Source organism: Mycobacterium sp. 155 (assembly GCF_000373905.1).
Lineage (GTDB): Bacteria > Actinomycetota > Actinomycetes > Mycobacteriales > Mycobacteriaceae > Mycobacterium.
In genome coordinates this window covers 424,501-441,667 of the sequence record NZ_KB892705.1, presented here as the reverse complement: position 1 = coordinate 441,667, position 17,167 = coordinate 424,501, and the positions used below count along the sequence as shown (strand labels likewise).

The window sequence follows — 17,167 nt, the reverse complement described above, 5'->3', positions numbered from 1 at the left end:
CTAGCCGTGACCGCGCTGTTCTTCCTGGCTGATGTAGGCGCCGGCGAACTTCACGACGTGGGTCGGTAACCGGCCGCTGGCCACATCGGCGAGGCTGGTCTCCTCCAGCACCGAGCGCATGCTCGCCCGCAATGCCCGCCACACGTCGGTGAGCGCAGCGGTCGGACCCGAGTAGGGCAGGTCGCCCAGCCCGATGTCGCGGACACTGGCCAGCGGGCCGTCGATGCAGCGCAGCACGTCGGCGATGCTGATCGCGTCGGCCGGACGGGCCAGCTCGTAGCCACCGTCGCGGCCGCGGTGGCTGCGGACCAGGCGGTCGGTCCGTAGGTCGGACAGGATGTCGACGAGGAACTGCGCCGGGATACCCTGCGCCTGCGCCAGGTCGTCGGTCTTGACCAGTTGACCGTCGGCGACGGTGGCCAGTTCGACCATGGCGCGGACGGCGTACTCCGCCTTTGCCGACATCCGCATGGTGTGGATTCTGCCAGCGCTACCGAGAGGCGGTGTTGCGCAGGGCACCCATCATGGCGGGTCAATCAGGGATGTCAGCGGTGCCGGGCACCACGACCGCCACCAGATCGGCGAGCCCGGCGAGGCTTGCCACCTGCAACGCCGCGGCCGGCACTGCCTGACCGTCCGGGCCCGCCAGGCTACGCGTGGCAGTTGCGGCAGCCACCACCGTCGGTGCATACCCGAGGCTAAATGCGCCGCGGGCCGTGGAGTTCACGCACATGTGGGTCATGAACCCGGCGAGCACCAGGTTCGACGCGCCCAGCGCCTTGAGCCGCTGGTCAAGGTCGGTCTGCACGAATGAGTTCGGGAATTGCTTCACCACCACCGGCTCATCACCGCGCGGTGCCACGGCGTCGACGATCGCGCCGCTCTCCCCCTCGATGTCGTACAGCGACCCCGGCCCGCCGGAGTGCTGGATGTGGATGATCGGGATACCGGCACTGCGGGCCCGCTCGAGCAGTTCGGCAGTCTCGGCCAGCGCGGCCTGGACCCCCTCAAGCTCCATGACGCCTTGCGTGTAGGTCTTCTGGCAGTCGATGAGGACCAGGGCGGAGTCGGCGAGACGAACCGGTTCTACGGGCAGGCTGACCAATTCGCGCAGTGTGGGGCGAGTCATTTCGGTGAGCGTAGTGGCTGGTCGCGGCGATCAGGCGGCAATGGCGACGCTCCAGCAGGCTGTCGTCCAGATCAACCCGCGGTGACGGCCAGCACCCGCTCGGCGAGCTCGGGGCGGCACACCAGCAGGTCGGGCAGCTTGGGATCGGCCGAGTTGTACACCAGCGGGGATCCATCGATGCGCGACGTATGCAGCCCGGCGGCCCGTGCTACGGCGACGGGTGCCGCCGAATCCCATTCGTACTGCCCGCCGGCGTGCACGTACACGTCGGCGACCCCGCGGATGACGGATGCGACTTTGGCCCCCGCCGAACCCATTTCGACCAGGGTGCCGTCCAACGCGTCACGCACGGCCAGCGCCACGGCCGGCGGGCGGGTCCGCGACACCACGATCCGCGGCGGACCGCCGAACGGACGCGGCGCGGCTACCTCGGGGGTGGACAACGTGGTGTTCTGTGCGGGCAGCGCCACCGCCCCCGCGACCAACTCCCCCGCCTGCCACAGCGCGACGTGCACGGCCCAGTCGTCGCGGCCGAGCTCGGAGAACTCGCGCGTGCCGTCGAGCGGGTCGACGATCCAGACCCGCTCTGCGTTCAGCCGGATCGGATCGTCCACACCCTCTTCGGACAGGACCGCGTCACCGGGCCGTTGGGCTGCCAACTCCGCCATCAGGAAGTCGTGGGCCTGCTTGTCCCCGGCAGCCTTTCGCTCGTCGACCGTGGCGTCGGCGAAGTCGGCGCGGACGTCGAGCAGCAGGTCCCCGGCACGGGTGGCCAGCCGTTCGGCCAGTTCATGATCGTTCATCGACCGCTTTCCAACAGGTCGACCACCATTTGCGCCAGGTCGTCCGGGCTACGGTCCGGGGTGAGCCGCAGGTCGGGGTTCTTCGGCCGCTGGTACGGGCTGTCGATTCCGGTGAAGTGCGTGATCTCACCGGCACGGGCTTTGGCGTAGAGGCCCTTGGGGTCTCGGCGTTCGCAGTCCTCCAGCGGAGTGTCACAGAACACCTCGAAGAACTCCAGACCCGCCTCCGTGACGACCTTGCGTGCCAACCCGCGATGCTCCTCCAGCGGGCTGATCGCGGGTACCAGGACGACCTGACCGGAGTCGGCGAGGATGGCTGCGACGTGAGCGAGTCTGCGCTGGTTCTCAGCACGGTCGGCCATCGAGAAGCCCAGGTCCGCGTTGAGCCCGTGGCGCAGGTTGTCGCCGTCGAGTACGTAAGCGGGAACGCCCCTTTCCAGGAGCTTCTGCTCCACCAGCATGGCCACCGACGACTTCCCCGACCCGGACAGTCCGGTGAACCACACGGCGCGGCCCGTCGACAGCCGATCGTCGGTGGTGCACAACGACTGGTGCCGCACCGTGTTGGGGCTCGCGGCCTCGTTGCGGGTGTCACGCAGCACCATGCCCGCGGCGACAGTGCCGTTGGTGTTCGGGTCGATCAGGATGAACGATCCGGTGGCAGCGTTGCGGCTGTATTCGTCGAGCAGCAGCGGCACCTGGGTGCGCAACGAAACCCGGCCCAGCTCATTGAGTTTGAGCGCAGTGGCAGTCTTGTCGCGGTGCAGGGTGTTGACGTCGAGTCGGTAGTCCAGGCCGACCACCTTGGCCCGCGTGGTGCGAGTGGTGTGCTTGACCAGGTACTCGCGGCCCGGCTCCAGCGACGCATCGTCGGCCATCCAGCACACCGTGGCGTCGAAATCCTGAACCACACGCGGCTGGTTGTTCGGCCGGGCGATCATGTCACCGCGAGAGATGTCAATGTCGTCGGCCAGGCTGATCGACACCGCCATCGGCGGGAAGGCCTCGTCAACGACCCCGGACGGCCCTTCGATCTCGGTGATCCGGGTCGACTTGCCCGCAGGCAGCACGACGACGTCATCGCCGGTGCGGAGCACGCCACTGGCGACCGTGCCCGCGTAGCTGCGGTGGTCAGCATGCTCGTGGGTCTGCGGCCGGATCACGTACTGCACCGGGAAACGTACGTCGACGAGGTTGCGGTCACCGGCGATGTAGACGTCTTCCAGATGGCTGAGCAGCGCGGGGCCCTCGTACCAGGGCGTCACGTCGGACTTGGTCACCACGTTGTCGCCGAGCAGCGCCGACAACGGGATCGTCGTCACGTCGTGGACGTCGAGCCGGGCGGCGAACGCGTGGAACTCGTCACGGATCGCCTCGAAACGCTCTTGGTCCCAGTCGATCAGGTCCATCTTGTTGACCGCGAGCACGATGTGCTGGATGCCCAACAGAGAAGCCAAAAACGCGTGCCGCCGGGACTGTTCGAGCAGGCCGTGGCGGGCGTCGACCAGCACGATGGCCAACTGCGCGGTGGACGTTCCGGTCACCATGTTGCGCGTGTACTGCAAGTGCCCCGGGGTGTCGGCGATGATGAATTTTCGCTTGGCCGTGGCGAAGTAGCGGTATGCAACGTCGATGGTGATGCCCTGCTCACGCTCGGCTCGCAGACCGTCGGTGACCAGTGCCAGGTCGGTGTAGTCGTGGCCGCGTTCCTTGGAGGTGCGTTCGACGGCGGCGAGCTGATCCTCCATGACAGCTTTCGAGTCATAGAGCAGCCGGCCGATCAGGGTTGACTTGCCGTCGTCGACGGACCCCGCGGTGGCGAGGCGCAGAAGGGTCGCCATATTCAGATCCCCCGTCGCTTCGCTCGCCCCATCAGAAGTACCCCTCGCGCTTACGGTCTTCCATGCCCGCCTCCGAGATCCGGTCGTCGGCACGCGTCGCGCCGCGCTCGGTCAACCGCGACACCGCGGTCTCGGCGATGACCTCGGACACCGTGGCCGCCGTCGATTCGACGCAGCCCGTGCAGGTGACGTCGCCGACGGTGCGAAAACGCACGGACTTCTCGATCACCGGCTCGTCTTTGCGCGGCTGCAGGTGGCGGTGCACGGCGAGCAGCATGCCGTCACGCTCAAAAACCTTGCGCTGGTGGGCGTAATAGATTGTGGGCAGCTTGATCTTTTCCGCGCCGATGTAGGACCAGATGTCGAACTCGGTCCAGTTGGAGATCGGAAAGGCGCGGATGTGCTCGCCCTTGTGGTGGCGGCCGTTGTACAGGTTCCACAGCTCGGGGCGCTGCGCCTTGGGGTCCCACTGGCCGAACTCGTCACGGAAGCTGAACACGCGCTCCTTGGCGCGGGCCTTCTCCTCGTCGCGGCGAGCCCCGCCGAACGCGGCGTCGAACTTGTTCTCCCGGATGGCCCGCAGCAACGTAACCGTCTGCAGCGGGTTGCGGGAAGGGACGGTCTCGACCACCCGGCCTGCGTCGATGTCGTCCTGCACCTTTGCCACCACGAGCCGCACGCCGTGTTCGGCGACGAGCTCGTCGCGCGTCTGCAGCACCTCGTCGAAGTTGTGCCCGGTGTCGACGTGCATCACCGGGAACGGCAGGCGACCGGGTTTGAACGCCTTGATCGCCAGATGCAGCATCACGATCGAATCCTTGCCGCCCGAGAACAGCAGCACCGGCCGCTCGAACTCGGCCGCGACCTCACGGATGATGTGGATGGCTTCGGCTTCCAGCGAGCGCAGATGGCTCAGCTCGTAGTGCCCGGCCTGTGTGTCGGACTTCAGCGCGGTGGTCACAACTTCCCCATTAAGTTGGTAGAAATGGCCGGGATTATGGGCATCGCTGGAATCTATCGACCCGCCTGGGCGTGTGTCAACGCCCGGTCGCTCCGGACTTAATCGCCCAGCAGACACGGAAGTCCCTCAACAGCGGCGTGTCGGGGTACCTCCGCGTCTGCTGGCGGGAGAAAAGTTACGCGCGCGGGTGCTGCAGGTCGTAGACGGTGATCCCGCCGATGTCCTGCGGAGTGAAGTGCGCCTTGACCCAGTTGGTGATGTCACCGGCACTGCCGTGCGGGTCGTGCGGTGGCCCACCCCGGTCACCGGCGGCCCGGTCGAAGAAGTACCGCAGCTCACCGTTGGCGACGTACTGCTGGAACTGGGCCAAGGTGGGCGAGTTGTCGCCGCCGGTGAATCCACCGATCGCCATCAACGATGCACCGGTCTTGAGCTCCAGGTCACTGACCATCATCGAGCCGACACTTGCTGCGGCCCAACGGTTGTTGAGCCCCGTCATCAGCTCACCCAGCGCAGCGTCGTCGGTCTTGCCGAATCCGCCCGGACCGCCGAACCCCATGCCGTGCTTGGGACCCGCGGTCGGCATCGGCCCGCTGCTGTGACTGCTCACCACCGTCTCGATCGAGTAGGCCACAGTCGCGCCGAGCCCGAACACCACGGCCGCGAGCGCCACCACCGCAGTCGCGCGACCCAGCCGGTGGCCGCCGACAGCCAGCACCACCGCGACCGCAACGGTGCCGATGACGACGATCCAGCGCAGTGCGGGCAGCCACTCCGGCGTGCGGTCGAGCAAAACGAAGGCCCAGATTCCCGTGGCCGCCAACATCGTTGCGAGCACCAGCCGGGGCAGCAGCTGTGCACGCAGCGGCCACAGTTCAGCCACCGACATACCCACCAGCGCGGCGATCGCGGGGGCCAATGCCACCGTGTAGTAAGGGTGGATCGTGCCGTCCATGAAGCTGAACACCGCACCGGTGACCAGCAGCCAGCCGCCCCACAACAGTGCGGCGGCCCGCAGCTTGTCGGTCCGCGCGGCACGCCGGGTCAGCCAGAGCAGGACCACCAGCCCGATCAGCGCCGCGGGCAGCAGCCAGGAGGCCTCGGTGCCCATCGACTGCCCGAACATTCGGCCTATGCCCGCCTGACCACCGAAGAACAGGTTCGGCCCACCACCGCCTGGGCCGTGCCCGAACCCGCCACCCGGCTGGTTCTGCCCGACGATGCGGTCGATTCCGTTGTAGCCGAAGGCCAGCTGCAGCAGGCTGTTGTCGCTTGAGCCCGCGATGTAGGGCCTGGAATCGGCAGGCCACAGCGCCACCAGGGCGATGTACCAGCCGGCAGACACGATCATGGTCGCGACCCCGACGGCCAGCGAACCGATCCGCTTCCACAACGGGGTCGGCGCGGCCACCAGGAACGCCAGCGCCAGGCCCGGCAGCGGCAGGAACGCCTGCAGCATCTTGGTCAGGAACGCGAAGCCCACCACGACACCGGTCAGCGCGACCCAGCGAGTAGCGCCGTTCTCGATCGCGCGCACCATGCAGTAGGCGGCCACGACCAGCAGCAGCACCAGCAGCGCATCGGGGTTGTTGTACCGGAACATCACCGTGGCCACCGGGGTCAGCGCGAGGACCGCGCCCGCAATCAACGCCGCCCCCGGACCGCTGCTGCGACGCACGGTCGCGTAGAGCACGGCCACCGCGGCCACACCCATCAGCGCCTGCGGCAACAGCATCGTGAACTCGTTGAAGCCGAACAGCCTGCCGGACAAGCCCATTGCCCACATCGCCGCCGGAGGCTTGTCGACCGTGATGGCGTTACCCGGATCCAGCGATCCGAACAGCCAGGCCTTCCAGGACTGGGTACCGGCCTGTGCGGCGGCGGCGTAGTAGCCGTTGGCCCAACCTGCCGAGCTGAGCCCCCACAAGTACAGCACCGCGGTGGCCGCGAGCAGTGCCCAGTAGGAGGGTCGCACCCAGCGGGGTTGCACCGGGGCCGCGGATTCATCGGAGACCGTCACGGTATCCGATTGTGGTTTGGCGAGCGTCAACATTTCCGTGGTCCTTCTGCTCTGGCGGTCAGCGTCGCGTCCGGGACGGGTGGAACACCCAGCCGCGCAACAGCACGAAGCGGACAACCGTCGCCACCAGGTTCGCCGCCACCAGCACGCCGAGTTCGACTGCGCGGTGCGGGACCGGAGTCAGCAAGTGCAGCAGGCCCAGTGAGCCGCTGGTGATCGACAACGCTATGCCGAACACGATGAGGCCCTCGAGATGATGCCGCGTGACGTTTCCTGCGCCGGCGATGCCGAAGGTGAACCTCCGGTTGGCTGCGGTGTTTCCGATCGCCGTCACCAACAGCGCGACCAGGTTCGCGGCCTGCGCGCCCAAGCCCGCCCGCAGCGCCACGAACAGCAGCAGGTAGGCCAGCGTGGACACCACACCGACGGCTCCGAAGCGCACCGTCTGGCGCAGCAGGGAACTCGGCGGTGCCGATTTGCGCGACGAACCGAGCTGGGCGGCAATGGTATTGACCGGGATCGAGCCGTTGGCGAAACCGCGCAACAGGCGGCCGATGCCCTTGAGGTCGGCGGTGGCGGTGGCGACGATATCGACCCGGCTGTCCGGATCGTCGACCCAGTCCACGGGCACTTCATGGATGCGCAGGCCGCTGCGCTCGGCCAGCACCAACAGCTCGGTGTCGAAGAACCAGCCGGTGTCAGCAACGTACGGCAGCAGCTCGTGTGCGACGTCGGCGCGGATCGCCTTGAAACCGCACTGTGCGTCGGAGAACCGAGCTGACAGCGTCGATTTCAGGATCAGGTTGTAGCAGCGCGAGATGAATTCGCGCTTGGCGCCGCGGATCACCCGCGAGCCGCGGCTCAACCGGGTGCCGATCGCCAGATCCGAGTGGCCGGAGATGAGCGGGGCCACCAGCGGGGCGAGTGCGGCCAGATCGGTGGACAGGTCGACGTCCATGTACGCCAGTACCGGAGCGTCCGACGTGGACCACACCGCGTGCAGGGCGCGGCCGCGGCCCTTCTGCTCCAGCCGTACCACGCGCACGTCGCTGAGCTCGGCGGCCAGTTCGGCGGCGATCAGCGGGGTGTCGTCGACACTGGCGTTGTCGGCGATGGTGATGCGGGTCGGCATGGCGAAGTTTTCCCGCAGGTAGCGGTGCAGCCGGTATATCGAATGCGCCAGCGCCGCTTGTTCGTTGTAGACCGGCACCACTACATCGAGTACCGGGACGCCCGCGGCGCGGGCGGCCACCGCGGCATTGGGCCGCGACGCGAAATGGAACCGGCCCGCGGGTACGTCGCCGTCATAAGCGGTGTCGTAATCGGCGTCGAAGTGGAAGTCCGACCGCGTGGCGATTTCTGTCATGTCTTCAGAATTCTCCGGTGGTGTGTGTTCCCCGTTGGGCGAAGCTATGCGCCGGCTATGTGTTCTGGCCACGTTGCGTCAGGTCGTAGATGGTCACGTCGTCGACGGTGATGGCGTTGAAGTGGTTCTCGACCCAGTCGGCGATGTTGGCGGCGTCCTGGCTGCCGCTGGTTGTGCGTCCGCCGAAACCACCCATGATCCGGCTCTGGATGAAGTAGTGGATCCGGTGTTGATCGACATAGCCTATGAACTCGTCGAAGGTCGGTGCCGGATCGGTACCGTTGAAGCCGCCGACGGCCATAATCGGTGCGCCCGTGGCCAATTGGTAGCCGGCCGCATTGCTCGAACCGACCACCGCAGCCGCCCACGTGTAGTCCGCGGCACCGGCTGAGAGCCTTGCTGTCAGAGCGGGACCGGGATCGGGCGCACCGAACATGCCACCGAATCCGCCGCCGCGCGACGGTCCGACCGAAGGAATGGCGCCGCTGTGCGGATTGGCCGCGGTCGCTACCGCGTAGGCAGCAGGAGCGGCCAGACAGGACACCAGCGCAAGAGCCGCCACCGCCGGAACCACCCGGCGGTCCAGCCATCCATTCACCAGCAGCAGCGCGGCCGCTCCCACTCCGCCGACCGCGACCGCCCCGCGCAGCCACGGCATCGGGTCGCCGTCGCGGGCCAGCAGTATCGCAGCCAGTACCGCCGTGACCAGCACGGTGCCCGACATCGCGGTGGCCGCGCGAATGTCGTTGCGCCGCTGCCACATCAAAGTCGCACCAATACCAATGAGCGCACCGATGGCAGGTGCCAACGCCACGGTGTAGTACGGATGCACGATTCCGTTCATGAAGCTGAGCACCACCGCGGTGACCATCAACCAGCCGCCCCAGAGCAACAGCGCGGCCCGCGTGCGATCGGTGCGGGGCGCACGCCGGGTGATGACAAGTCCGGCGATCAGGCAGATCAGCGCTGCCGGCAGCAGCCAGGCGATGTCGCCACCCATCTGCGAGCCGAACAACCGCCCGGCGCCCGCATCGAAGTTCATGTTGCCCAGCCCGCCGGTCTCGTCACCGGTGAGTCGGCCGAAACCGTTGTAGCCCAGCACCAGTTCGACGATGCTGTCGTGTTGCGATCCACCGATGTAGGGCCGTGACGAGGTCGGCCACCATTCGACCAGCAGCAGATACCACCCGCCGCTGACCACCAGGACCGCACCGGCCACCAGGACGTCACCCACCCGCCGGCGCATGGACCGGTCACCCGCGATCAGCGTCGCAGCGCCCAATCCCGGCAGCACCAGGAACGCCTGAAGCATCTTGGCCAGAAAGCCGAGGCCGACGGCTGCGCCCGCCCCGACGAACCACCACCGGGTGGCGTCTTTCTCGATGCCGCGCTGCACGCAGTAGGCGGCCACCACCAGCAGTAGCACCAGCAGCGCGTCGGGATTGTTGAACCGGAAGATCAACGCGGCCGCCGGCGTCAGCGCCAGCACCGCACCGGCCAGCAGTGCCGCGGCGGGCCCCGCGGCCCGGCGCACCGCGGCATAGAGCACCGCGACTGCCGCGACACCTTCCAGCGCCTGTGGCACAAGGATGCTCCACGGGTTCAGCCCGAACAGCCGCACGGAAATGTCGACGATCCACAGGGCGGCCGGCGTTTTGTCGACGGTAATGGCGTTCGCGGCGTCGCTCGAGCCGAACAGCATCGCGGTCCAGTTGCTGCCGCCCGCCTGGGCGGCAGCAGAGTAGAACGCGTTGGCCCAACCGCTGATCGACAGGTTCCACAGGTACAACGCCGCGGTGGTCACCAACAGGACTGCCAACGCCAGGCGTTCGCGGCCGGCCATGCGCAGTTTCAGGGGCTGTTCCTGTGCCCCAACCTCTTCCACGACGGGGTCGACAGCAACCAGACTCACCCTTTCATCGTTGCGATGGCAACTTGGTCTCTGATTGGTTCGACCTGTGCGTCGCCTGTGAGGGCTGAACACTGGGAAGGTGAACGGTGAACGCCGTCGCACCAGGGGCGCTGCGTACCTCGATGGTGCCGCCGTGCGCCTTGACGACGGCGGCGACGATCGCCAATCCGAGCCCGGTGCTGCCCTCCCGCCGCGACCGCGACGAGTCCCCGCGGGCGAACCGTTCGAACACCTCGGGCTGCAGCGATTGCGGTATGCCAGGCCCGTCGTCGGCGACGGTCAGTGCGACCGACCCATCGTGATCGGGTTCGAGGGTCACGGTGACGGAGCTTCCCGGCGGGGTGTGGGTCCGCGCATTGGCCAGCAAATTGGCCAACACCTGATGCAACCGGGCCTCGTCACCGTCCACGACCACCGGATCGTCGGGCAACTCCAGCGACCACTGATGCTGCGGCCCGGCGACGTGTGCGTCGCTGAGGGTGTCGACGATCAGCCGGGACAGGTCCACTGACTCGCGCTCCAACGGCCGCCCGGCATCGAGACGCGCCAGCAGCAGCATGTCCTCGACCAGCTGAGTCATGCGCGCGGTCTCGGATTCGACGCGCTTCATCGCGTGAGCGACGTCGACGGGCAGATCGTCGCGTTTACGCTGAGCCAGCTCGGTGTAACCCCTGATGGCAGCCAGCGGCGTCCGCAGTTCGTGGCTGGCGTCGGCGACGAACTGGCGCACACGGGTTTCACTGGCATGCCGGGCGGAGAGGGCATTCGCGATCCGGTCCAGCATGCGGTTCAGCGACGTGCCCAGCTGCCCCACCTCGGTGTGTGCGCTGGCCGGGTCGACCTTGACGATCGGGGTGGGCAGCCGCACCTCGCCGCGGTCCAGCTCCAGATCGGCGACCGCCCGCGCTGCCGCGGAAACCCTTGACAGCGGGGCGAGTTGGCGCCTGATGATGAGGATCCCGCCGAGCGTCGCGGCGATGAGCGCGACGACGGCGAGCACCGCGAACATGCCGAGCACCCACAGCAGGGTGTCGTCCACCACCGCGGTGGGCAACCCCGTGACAATGATCTGCGGGCCGCCGTGACGGGGGTGCAGCCCGATCACCCGGTACCGCCCGAGCCCGTCCAGGTCGATGGTCCTCGGGGTGTGGTCAGGCGCTACCTCGCCCAGCTGATCGGCGGCCGCGGCGCTGACGAAGACACGATCCCCGTCGGAGGTGATCACCCCGGCGTCGATCGGCTGGTCGGGCGCGACGACCGCGCCGACCGTGCGGGCGGCCTGGCCCGGCGCGTTGAGAAATCCGGGACCGGGTCCACGCTCGGGATCGAACAGGAGGTGGTGCCGCCCCGTGGGCGGAAACATCAGCGGAGGCGGCGGCAGCTCGTAGATGGCGGCCGACCGGCGTCCGGCCTCCATCACCTGATCGTCCAGCTGGTTCATCAGGAACCGTTGCAGCGCAAACTCGGTCGCGACGCCGATGCTGACGCACACCACCGCGAGCAGGGCTACCTGGGTCAGCACCAGGCGCCGGCGCAGCGACCAGGTCCGTGGTTGCCACCACTTGGTTCCCGACGGCTTCACACCCGACGCCGACAACTCCGGGACCTCAGCGCGGGGGGCGGAGGACATAACCCGCGCCGCGCAGTGTGTGGATCATCGGTTCGCGGCCGCTGTCGATCTTCTTACGCAGATACGACACGTAGAGCTCGACGATGTTGGAGCGGCCACCGAAGTCGTAGCTCCACACCCGGTCGAGGATCTGGGCCTTGCTCAGCACCCGCTTGGCATTGCGCATCATGAAGCGCAGCAGTTCGAATTCGGTCGCGGTCAGCGTGATGGGCTCACCGGCACGGGTCACCTCGTGACTGTCCTCGTCGAGAACCAGGTCGCCGACGACGATCTTGGCGCCGCCATCCTCACTGGTCACGCCGGTGCGTCGAAGCAGGGCCCGCAATCGCAGCACGACCTCTTCGAGGCTGAAGGGTTTGGTGACGTAGTCGTCGCCGCCCGCGGTCAGACCAGCGATCCGGTCCTCCACCGAGTCCTTGGCGGTGAGCAGCAGCAGCGGCAGTCCTGGGATCTGCTCACGCAGCTTCTGCAACACCTCCAGCCCGCTCATGTCGGGCAGCATCACGTCGAGTACCACCACGTCGGGCGGGTTTTCGCGGGCCGCGGCGATGGCGGTCGCACCGTCACCGGCGGTGGCGATATCCCAGCCCTCGTAGCGCAACGCCATCGACACCAGTTCGGCCAGCACCGGCTCGTCGTCGACGACGAGCACCTGGATCGGGTTGCCATCGGCGCGGCGCATCACGGCACGGGCAGGTTCGTTGTCGTTGACGGCTGCAGGCACACGCCCATTATTCGGTGAAGTGATGAGTCATGACTGTGGGGCGTCTATGCCCCAGCTGTGAGAGCCGCACTCATCTGTCGCTGAATTTATTCACAGCCAGCGCACAGACGACACCTGCACGGTAGGTGCCATGAGCATGAGGCTAACGGTCGCGGCCGTCGGTATCGCCGCGGCGATAGCCGGACTCGGCGGCGCCGCGGTATACGCCGCGACCGATTCCCCGGGCATGGGTGAAGCCGGCCCACCAGGCCACCACGGCGACGGTCCCCCGCCCTGGGGCCGGCCGGCGCGCGACAATGCCGACGCCGCAACGGTTCACAGCGAATCCGTCCGTCGGGATGGGCACGGTGGCTACACCACAGAACTCACCCAGGTGGGCGTGATCACGACGTTGACGGCCGATTCAGTGACGGTCGCGAGCACCGACGGGTTCAGCCAGGCCTACACACTGCCGTCGACGCTGAAACCGACGTGGGCGGTCAACGACCACGTGCTGGTCCGGGCGACGCGCTCCGGGACGACAGCGACCGTGAGCAGTATCGGCGAGGCCGGAGCCCCGGGTCAGTGAGTCGTCGCAAAGCCGTCCGGCGGCGTGTCACCCTTCAACGCGGGCACAGCCATTGGAGTGGCGGGCGCCGCGGGCGGGGTGGTTTCGGTAACGGTCGCCCCGATGTTCATGGTGCTGGTCGCGACGGCGGATGGCTGCTCGTGGCTGATCAAGCCCAGCGCACCGAGCGCGACTACTGCGGCACCTCCGGCGATCGCAGCGACGAACTTCACCTTGTCAGGCTTTCCATTGGTCATGACATCGCCCCTTGATTGATCTTTCAGTCAGCTTTGGCGAAATCGCCAGGTGGTACCCAGTCAACCCGCCACATCTTTGAAGACGCTGAGCGCGCGCTGGCAATTCCCAACCAGCCGGCTACGGGCGCGCCGGACCCGTACCTTGAGGCCGGTCGGGGCCTGCCTCTTCTACTGTGTGTCCCATGCGGCAGGGACCAACCGGATGACGCGCTTCCTGGCGCGCCGGCTGCTCAACTACATCGTGCTGCTGGCGCTGGCGTCGTTTCTGACGTTCACCCTCACCTCGTACGCCTTCGAGCCGCTCGACAGCCTGCTGCAGCGCAATCCGCGCCCGCCGCAGTCCACCATCGATGCCAAGGCGGCCGAACTCGGCCTCGACAAGCCCATCCCGATCCGGTACCTGGACTGGGCCGCCGGCGCGGTTCGCGGCGACTTCGGTACCACCGTGGCTGGACAACCGGTATCCGACGAACTGTGGCGCCGCATCGGTGTCAGCTTGCGGTTGCTGGTCATCGGTTCGGTGCTGGGCACCGTGATCGGCGTTGTCGTCGGGGCCTGGGGCGCGATCCGCCAGTACCGGCTCTCCGACCGTGTCATCACCTTGCTGTCCCTGCTGGTGATCAGCACCCCGACCTTCGTCATCGCCAACCTGCTGATTCTGGCTGCGCTCGACGTCAATTCGATACTGGGCGTGCAACTGTTCGAATACACCGGGGAGACGTCCCCCGACGTCGTCGGCGGCGGCTGGGACCAGTTCGTCGACCGGTTGCAGCACCTCGCACTGCCGACCTTCACGCTGGCCCTGTCAGCCATCGCGGGATACAGCCGCTACCAACGCAACGCCATGCTCGACGTGCTGGGCCAGGACTTCATCCGCACCGCGCGCGCCAAAGGGCTGACCCGGCGCCAGGCACTGTTCAAACACGGCCTGCGCACCGCGCTGATCCCGATGGCCACACTGTTCGCCTACGGAATCGCGGGCCTGGTCACCGGCGCGGTGTTCGTCGAGAAGATCTTCGGCTGGCACGGTATGGGCGAGTGGGTGGTCCAGGGCATCGCGACGCAAGACACCAACATCATCGCCGCCATCACGGTGTTCACCGGGTCCGTCGTGCTGCTGGCCGGTCTGCTGTCCGATGTCATCTATGCGGCGCTGGATCCGAGAGTGCGGGTGACATGAGCGACGCTTCTGCTGCGACGACCGCGACGTCGGCGCGCTCGGGCCTGCATACCGAGGAATTCGCCACCCGGCGCACGCTCGTCTTCCGCCGGTTCATGCGAAACAAGCCGGCGGTGGCTGCGCTGGTCGTGCTGGCGGTGATGTTCGTCGGCTGCTACGCCCTGCCCCCGCTGCTGCCGTACAACTACACCGACCTCGACTACTACGCGCTGCAGACACCGCCGTCGACCACACACTGGTTCGGCACCAACGCACTGGGCCAGGACCTGCTCGCCCAAACCCTGCGCGGCATGCAGAAATCCATGTTGATCGGTGTCTGCGTGGCACTCATCTCGACGGTCATCGCCGCCACGGTCGGTTCGATCGCAGGCTATTTCGGCGGCTGGCGGGACCGGGCGCTGATGTGGGTGGTCGACGTGCTGCTGGTGGTGCCGAGCTTCATCCTGATCGCGATCGTCACTCCGCGACTGGGCCAGTCCGATCGCGTCTTCTGGCTGATCGTGCTGTTCTCACTGTTCAGCTGGATGATCAGCTCGCGCATCGTGCGCGGTATGACGATGACGTTGCGGGAGCGCGAATTCGTCGTCGCCGCACGGTATATGGGCGTGCGCAGCTGGCGGATCATCGTGCGCCACATCGTGCCGAATGTGGCGTCGCTGCTGATCATCGACGCCGCTCTCAATGTTGGCATCGCAATCCTGGCCGAAACCGGCTTGAGCTTCCTGGGTTTCGGCATCCAGCCGCCTGACGTGTCGTTGGGCACGCTGATCGCCGACGGCACCAAATCCGCGACCACTTTTCCGTGGGTGTTCCTCTTCCCCGCCGGTGTCCTGGTGCTGATCATCCTCTGCGCCAACCTCGCCGGTGACGGCCTGCGCGACGCGCTCGATCCGGGCAGCGGCCGGCTGCGGCGGAGGAAGCGCACATGAGCCTGCTCGAGGTCAGCGATCTGACGGTGACGTTTCCGACCGACGCCGATCCGGTGGCCGCCGTGCGCGGCGTGGACTTTCACGTCGACGCCGGCGAGGTGGTGGCCCTCGTCGGCGAGTCCGGTGCCGGGAAATCGGCCGTCGCCATGTCGGTGGTGGGCCTGCTGCCCGAGTTCGCTGAGGTGTCCGGATCGGTGCGGCTGCGCGGCGAAGAGCTACTGGGGAAATCGGACGCGGAGCTGTCACGCATCAGGGGCAACGCCATCGGCACGGTGTTTCAGGACCCGATGTCGGCGCTGACCCCCGTCTACACGGTCGGCGATCAGATCGCCGAGGCACTTGAGGTGCACAACCGCGATCTCACGCGGCGAGCGGCTCGGGCCCGCGCAGTCGAACTGCTGGAACTGGTCGGCATCGCACAACCGGAACGCCGGGCGCGGGCCTTCCCACACGAACTGTCCGGCGGTGAACGCCAGCGCGTGGTCATCGCCATCGCCATCGCCAACGATCCCGATCTGTTGATCTGCGACGAGCCCACGACGGCGCTGGACGTCACCGTGCAGGCCCAGATCCTCGACGTGCTCAAGACCGCGCGAGATGTCACCGGTGCGGGCGTGCTGATCATCACCCACGATCTGGGCGTCGTCGCGGAGTTCGCCGACCGGGCCCTGGTGATGTATGCCGGGCGGGCCGTCGAGGACGCGACGGTCGGCGAGCTGTACCGCGACGCGCGAATGCCTTACACGGTCGGCCTACTCGGCTCGGTGCCGCGGCTGGACGCACCGCAGGGCACGCGGCTGGTGCCGATTCCCGGCTCTCCCCCGTCGCTCACCGCGACGCCGCACGGCTGCCCGTTCGCACCGCGCTGCCCGCTGGCGATCGACGACTGCCGTGCTGCTGAGCCCGAATTGGTGACGGTGGCCGGCGCCGCACGCGAGGAGGACCATTGGCTCACGGGCCACCGGGCGGCGTGCATCCGCACCGACAAGGTGCGCGGCCGCGGCGCCTCGGACATCTATCAGGTGCCGGCGGCCCGCGCGCAGGCGCCTACCACCGATGCGCCGGTGGTGCTGCGGGTGCGCGATCTGCAGAAGACCTACAGGCTCACCAAAGGCGTGGTGTTCCGCCGGCAGGTCGGCGAGGTCCGTGCGGTGGACAACGTCAGCTTCGAACTGCGGCAGGGCCGGACCCTGGGCATCGTCGGCGAATCCGGGTCCGGTAAATCCACCACGCTGCACCAGATTCTGAATCTGACTGCGCCACAAGCCGGTTCGATCGAGGTGCTGGGCACCGACGTAGCGGCGCTGGACCGTCGCACCCGGCGTGAAATGCGCACCGACCTGCAGGTCGTCTTCCAGGACCCGGTGGCCTCGCTCGATCCCCGCCTACCGGTTTTCGACGTGCTGGCCGAACCGTTGTCCGCCAACGGTTTCGACAAGCACCACACCGATGACCGGGTGGCCGAGCTGCTCGAGGTGGTCGGGCTGCGGCGCGCCGACGCCAGCCGCTACCCGGCGGAGTTCTCCGGCGGGCAGAAACAACGCATCGGTATCGCCCGGGCGCTGGCGCTGCAGCCCAAGATCCTGGCGCTCGACGAACCCGTGTCGGCGCTGGACGTGTCGATCCAGGCCGGCATCATCAACCTGCTACTCGACCTGCAGGACGAGCTCGGCCTGTCCTATCTGTTCGTCTCCCACGACCTGTCGGTGGTCAAGCATCTCGCGCACGACGTGGCCGTGATGTACCAGGGCGCGATCGTCGAACAAGGCTCGGGTGACAAGATTTTCGCCAACCCCCGGCACGAATACACCCAGCGGCTGCTGTCGGCGGTGCCGCGGCCCCGGCCGAGCTGATTTCGGCGCCTGAGA

At 67.5% G+C, this 17,167-nt stretch carries 15 protein-coding genes; 4 read left to right on the top strand and 11 right to left on the bottom strand.

Annotated elements, in window-relative coordinates; all coding sequences use genetic code 11:
• From B133_RS0102045 to B133_RS0102000, 10 genes are all read right to left on the bottom strand, one after another.
• Positions 1–471: an RrF2 family transcriptional regulator gene (locus B133_RS0102045; protein WP_026255872.1), complete on the bottom strand. Its 471-nt coding sequence runs from the start codon at positions 469–471 to the stop codon at positions 1–3.
• Positions 472–532: 61 nt separating this feature from the next.
• Positions 533–1,129, bottom strand: coding sequence for a cysteine hydrolase family protein (locus B133_RS0102040; protein ID WP_018599049.1), 597 nt, complete (start codon positions 1,127–1,129; stop codon positions 533–535).
• 71 nt (positions 1,130–1,200) lie between these two features.
• Positions 1,201–1,932 (bottom strand): 3'(2'),5'-bisphosphate nucleotidase CysQ, encoded by a 732-nt coding sequence (locus tag B133_RS0102035; protein ID WP_018599048.1) that lies wholly within the window; start codon positions 1,930–1,932, stop codon positions 1,201–1,203.
• Complete coding sequence (cysC, locus tag B133_RS0102030) at positions 1,929–3,773, bottom strand: adenylyl-sulfate kinase (RefSeq protein WP_018599047.1); 1,845 nt, start codon at positions 3,771–3,773, stop codon at positions 1,929–1,931. Before cysC ends, B133_RS0102035 begins: the two co-directional genes overlap by 4 nt.
• Before the next feature lie 31 nt (positions 3,774–3,804).
• Positions 3,805–4,734 (bottom strand): sulfate adenylyltransferase subunit CysD, encoded by a 930-nt coding sequence (gene cysD, locus B133_RS0102025; RefSeq protein WP_018599046.1) that lies wholly within the window; start codon positions 4,732–4,734, stop codon positions 3,805–3,807.
• Positions 4,735–4,909: 175 nt separating this feature from the next.
• On the bottom strand, positions 4,910–6,787 hold the full coding sequence (locus B133_RS0102020) for a glycosyltransferase family 39 protein (protein ID WP_018599045.1): 1,878 nt from the start codon (positions 6,785–6,787) through the stop codon (positions 4,910–4,912).
• Between the two features lie 25 nt (positions 6,788–6,812).
• Entirely contained in the window at positions 6,813–8,120 is a 1,308-nt protein-coding gene (locus tag B133_RS0102015; RefSeq protein ID WP_018599044.1) for a bifunctional glycosyltransferase family 2/GtrA family protein, read from the bottom strand.
• Positions 8,121–8,175: 55 nt separating this feature from the next.
• Positions 8,176–10,032, bottom strand: coding sequence for a glycosyltransferase family 39 protein (locus tag B133_RS0102010; RefSeq protein ID WP_018599043.1), 1,857 nt, complete (start codon positions 10,030–10,032; stop codon positions 8,176–8,178).
• Positions 10,033–10,036: 4 nt separating this feature from the next.
• Positions 10,037–11,662: a cell wall metabolism sensor histidine kinase WalK gene (locus tag B133_RS0102005; protein WP_018599042.1), complete on the bottom strand. Its 1,626-nt coding sequence runs from the start codon at positions 11,660–11,662 to the stop codon at positions 10,037–10,039.
• Complete coding sequence (locus tag B133_RS0102000; protein ID WP_026255870.1) at positions 11,640–12,344, bottom strand: response regulator transcription factor; 705 nt, start codon at positions 12,342–12,344, stop codon at positions 11,640–11,642. Before B133_RS0102000 ends, B133_RS0102005 begins: the two co-directional genes overlap by 23 nt.
• A gap of 172 nt (positions 12,345–12,516) precedes the next feature.
• Here B133_RS0102000 and B133_RS0101995 point away from each other — a divergent pair, with 172 nt between their 5' ends.
• Positions 12,517–12,954: a hypothetical protein gene (locus B133_RS0101995; protein WP_018599040.1), complete on the top strand. Its 438-nt coding sequence runs from the start codon at positions 12,517–12,519 to the stop codon at positions 12,952–12,954.
• Here B133_RS0101995 and B133_RS0101990 read toward each other — a convergent pair.
• Positions 12,948–13,190 carry a hypothetical protein gene (locus tag B133_RS0101990; RefSeq protein WP_018599039.1) on the bottom strand — a complete coding sequence of 81 codons (243 nt, stop codon included), beginning with the start codon at positions 13,188–13,190 and terminating at the stop codon, positions 12,948–12,950. The genes B133_RS0101995 and B133_RS0101990 overlap by 7 nt on opposite strands.
• A gap of 202 nt (positions 13,191–13,392) precedes the next feature.
• Here B133_RS0101990 and B133_RS0101985 point away from each other — a divergent pair, with 202 nt between their 5' ends.
• The 3 genes from B133_RS0101985 to B133_RS0101975 are packed head-to-tail and all read left to right on the top strand — an operon-like array spanning position 13,393 to position 17,152.
• Positions 13,393–14,370 carry an ABC transporter permease gene (locus B133_RS0101985; RefSeq protein ID WP_018599038.1) on the top strand — a complete coding sequence of 326 codons (978 nt, stop codon included), beginning with the start codon at positions 13,393–13,395 and terminating at the stop codon, positions 14,368–14,370.
• Positions 14,367–15,299 (top strand): ABC transporter permease, encoded by a 933-nt coding sequence (locus B133_RS0101980; protein ID WP_018599037.1) that lies wholly within the window; start codon positions 14,367–14,369, stop codon positions 15,297–15,299. The genes B133_RS0101985 and B133_RS0101980 overlap by 4 nt, the downstream gene beginning before the upstream one ends.
• Complete coding sequence (locus B133_RS0101975) at positions 15,296–17,152, top strand: ABC transporter ATP-binding protein (protein ID WP_018599036.1); 1,857 nt, start codon at positions 15,296–15,298, stop codon at positions 17,150–17,152. The genes B133_RS0101980 and B133_RS0101975 overlap by 4 nt, the downstream gene beginning before the upstream one ends.
• Positions 17,153–17,167 lie beyond the last annotated feature (15 nt).

Bases quoted from the DNA above. Each gene is read 5' to 3' on its own strand.
- B133_RS0102045 (WP_026255872.1), bottom strand. From the start codon at position 471: ATGCGGATGTCGGCAAAGGCGGAGTACGCCGTCCGCGCCATGGTCGAA.
- B133_RS0101995 (WP_018599040.1), top strand. From the start codon at position 12,517: ATGAGCATGAGGCTAACGGTCGCGGCCGTCGGTATCGCCGCGGCGATA.
- B133_RS0102005 (WP_018599042.1), bottom strand. From the start codon at position 11,662: ATGTCCTCCGCCCCCCGCGCTGAGGTCCCGGAGTTGTCGGCGTCGGGT.
- B133_RS0101985 (WP_018599038.1), top strand. From the start codon at position 13,393: ATGACGCGCTTCCTGGCGCGCCGGCTGCTCAACTACATCGTGCTGCTG.
- B133_RS0101975 (WP_018599036.1), top strand. From the start codon at position 15,296: ATGAGCCTGCTCGAGGTCAGCGATCTGACGGTGACGTTTCCGACCGAC.
- cysC (WP_018599047.1), bottom strand. From the start codon at position 3,773: ATGGCGACCCTTCTGCGCCTCGCCACCGCGGGGTCCGTCGACGACGGC.
- B133_RS0101990 (WP_018599039.1), bottom strand. From the start codon at position 13,190: ATGACCAATGGAAAGCCTGACAAGGTGAAGTTCGTCGCTGCGATCGCC.
- B133_RS0102000 (WP_026255870.1), bottom strand. From the start codon at position 12,344: ATGCGCCGCGCCGATGGCAACCCGATCCAGGTGCTCGTCGTCGACGAC.
- B133_RS0101980 (WP_018599037.1), top strand. From the start codon at position 14,367: ATGAGCGACGCTTCTGCTGCGACGACCGCGACGTCGGCGCGCTCGGGC.
- B133_RS0102020 (WP_018599045.1), bottom strand. From the start codon at position 6,787: ATGTTGACGCTCGCCAAACCACAATCGGATACCGTGACGGTCTCCGAT.
- B133_RS0102040 (WP_018599049.1), bottom strand. From the start codon at position 1,129: ATGACTCGCCCCACACTGCGCGAATTGGTCAGCCTGCCCGTAGAACCG.
- B133_RS0102015 (WP_018599044.1), bottom strand. From the start codon at position 8,120: ATGACAGAAATCGCCACGCGGTCGGACTTCCACTTCGACGCCGATTAC.
- B133_RS0102035 (WP_018599048.1), bottom strand. From the start codon at position 1,932: ATGAACGATCATGAACTGGCCGAACGGCTGGCCACCCGTGCCGGGGAC.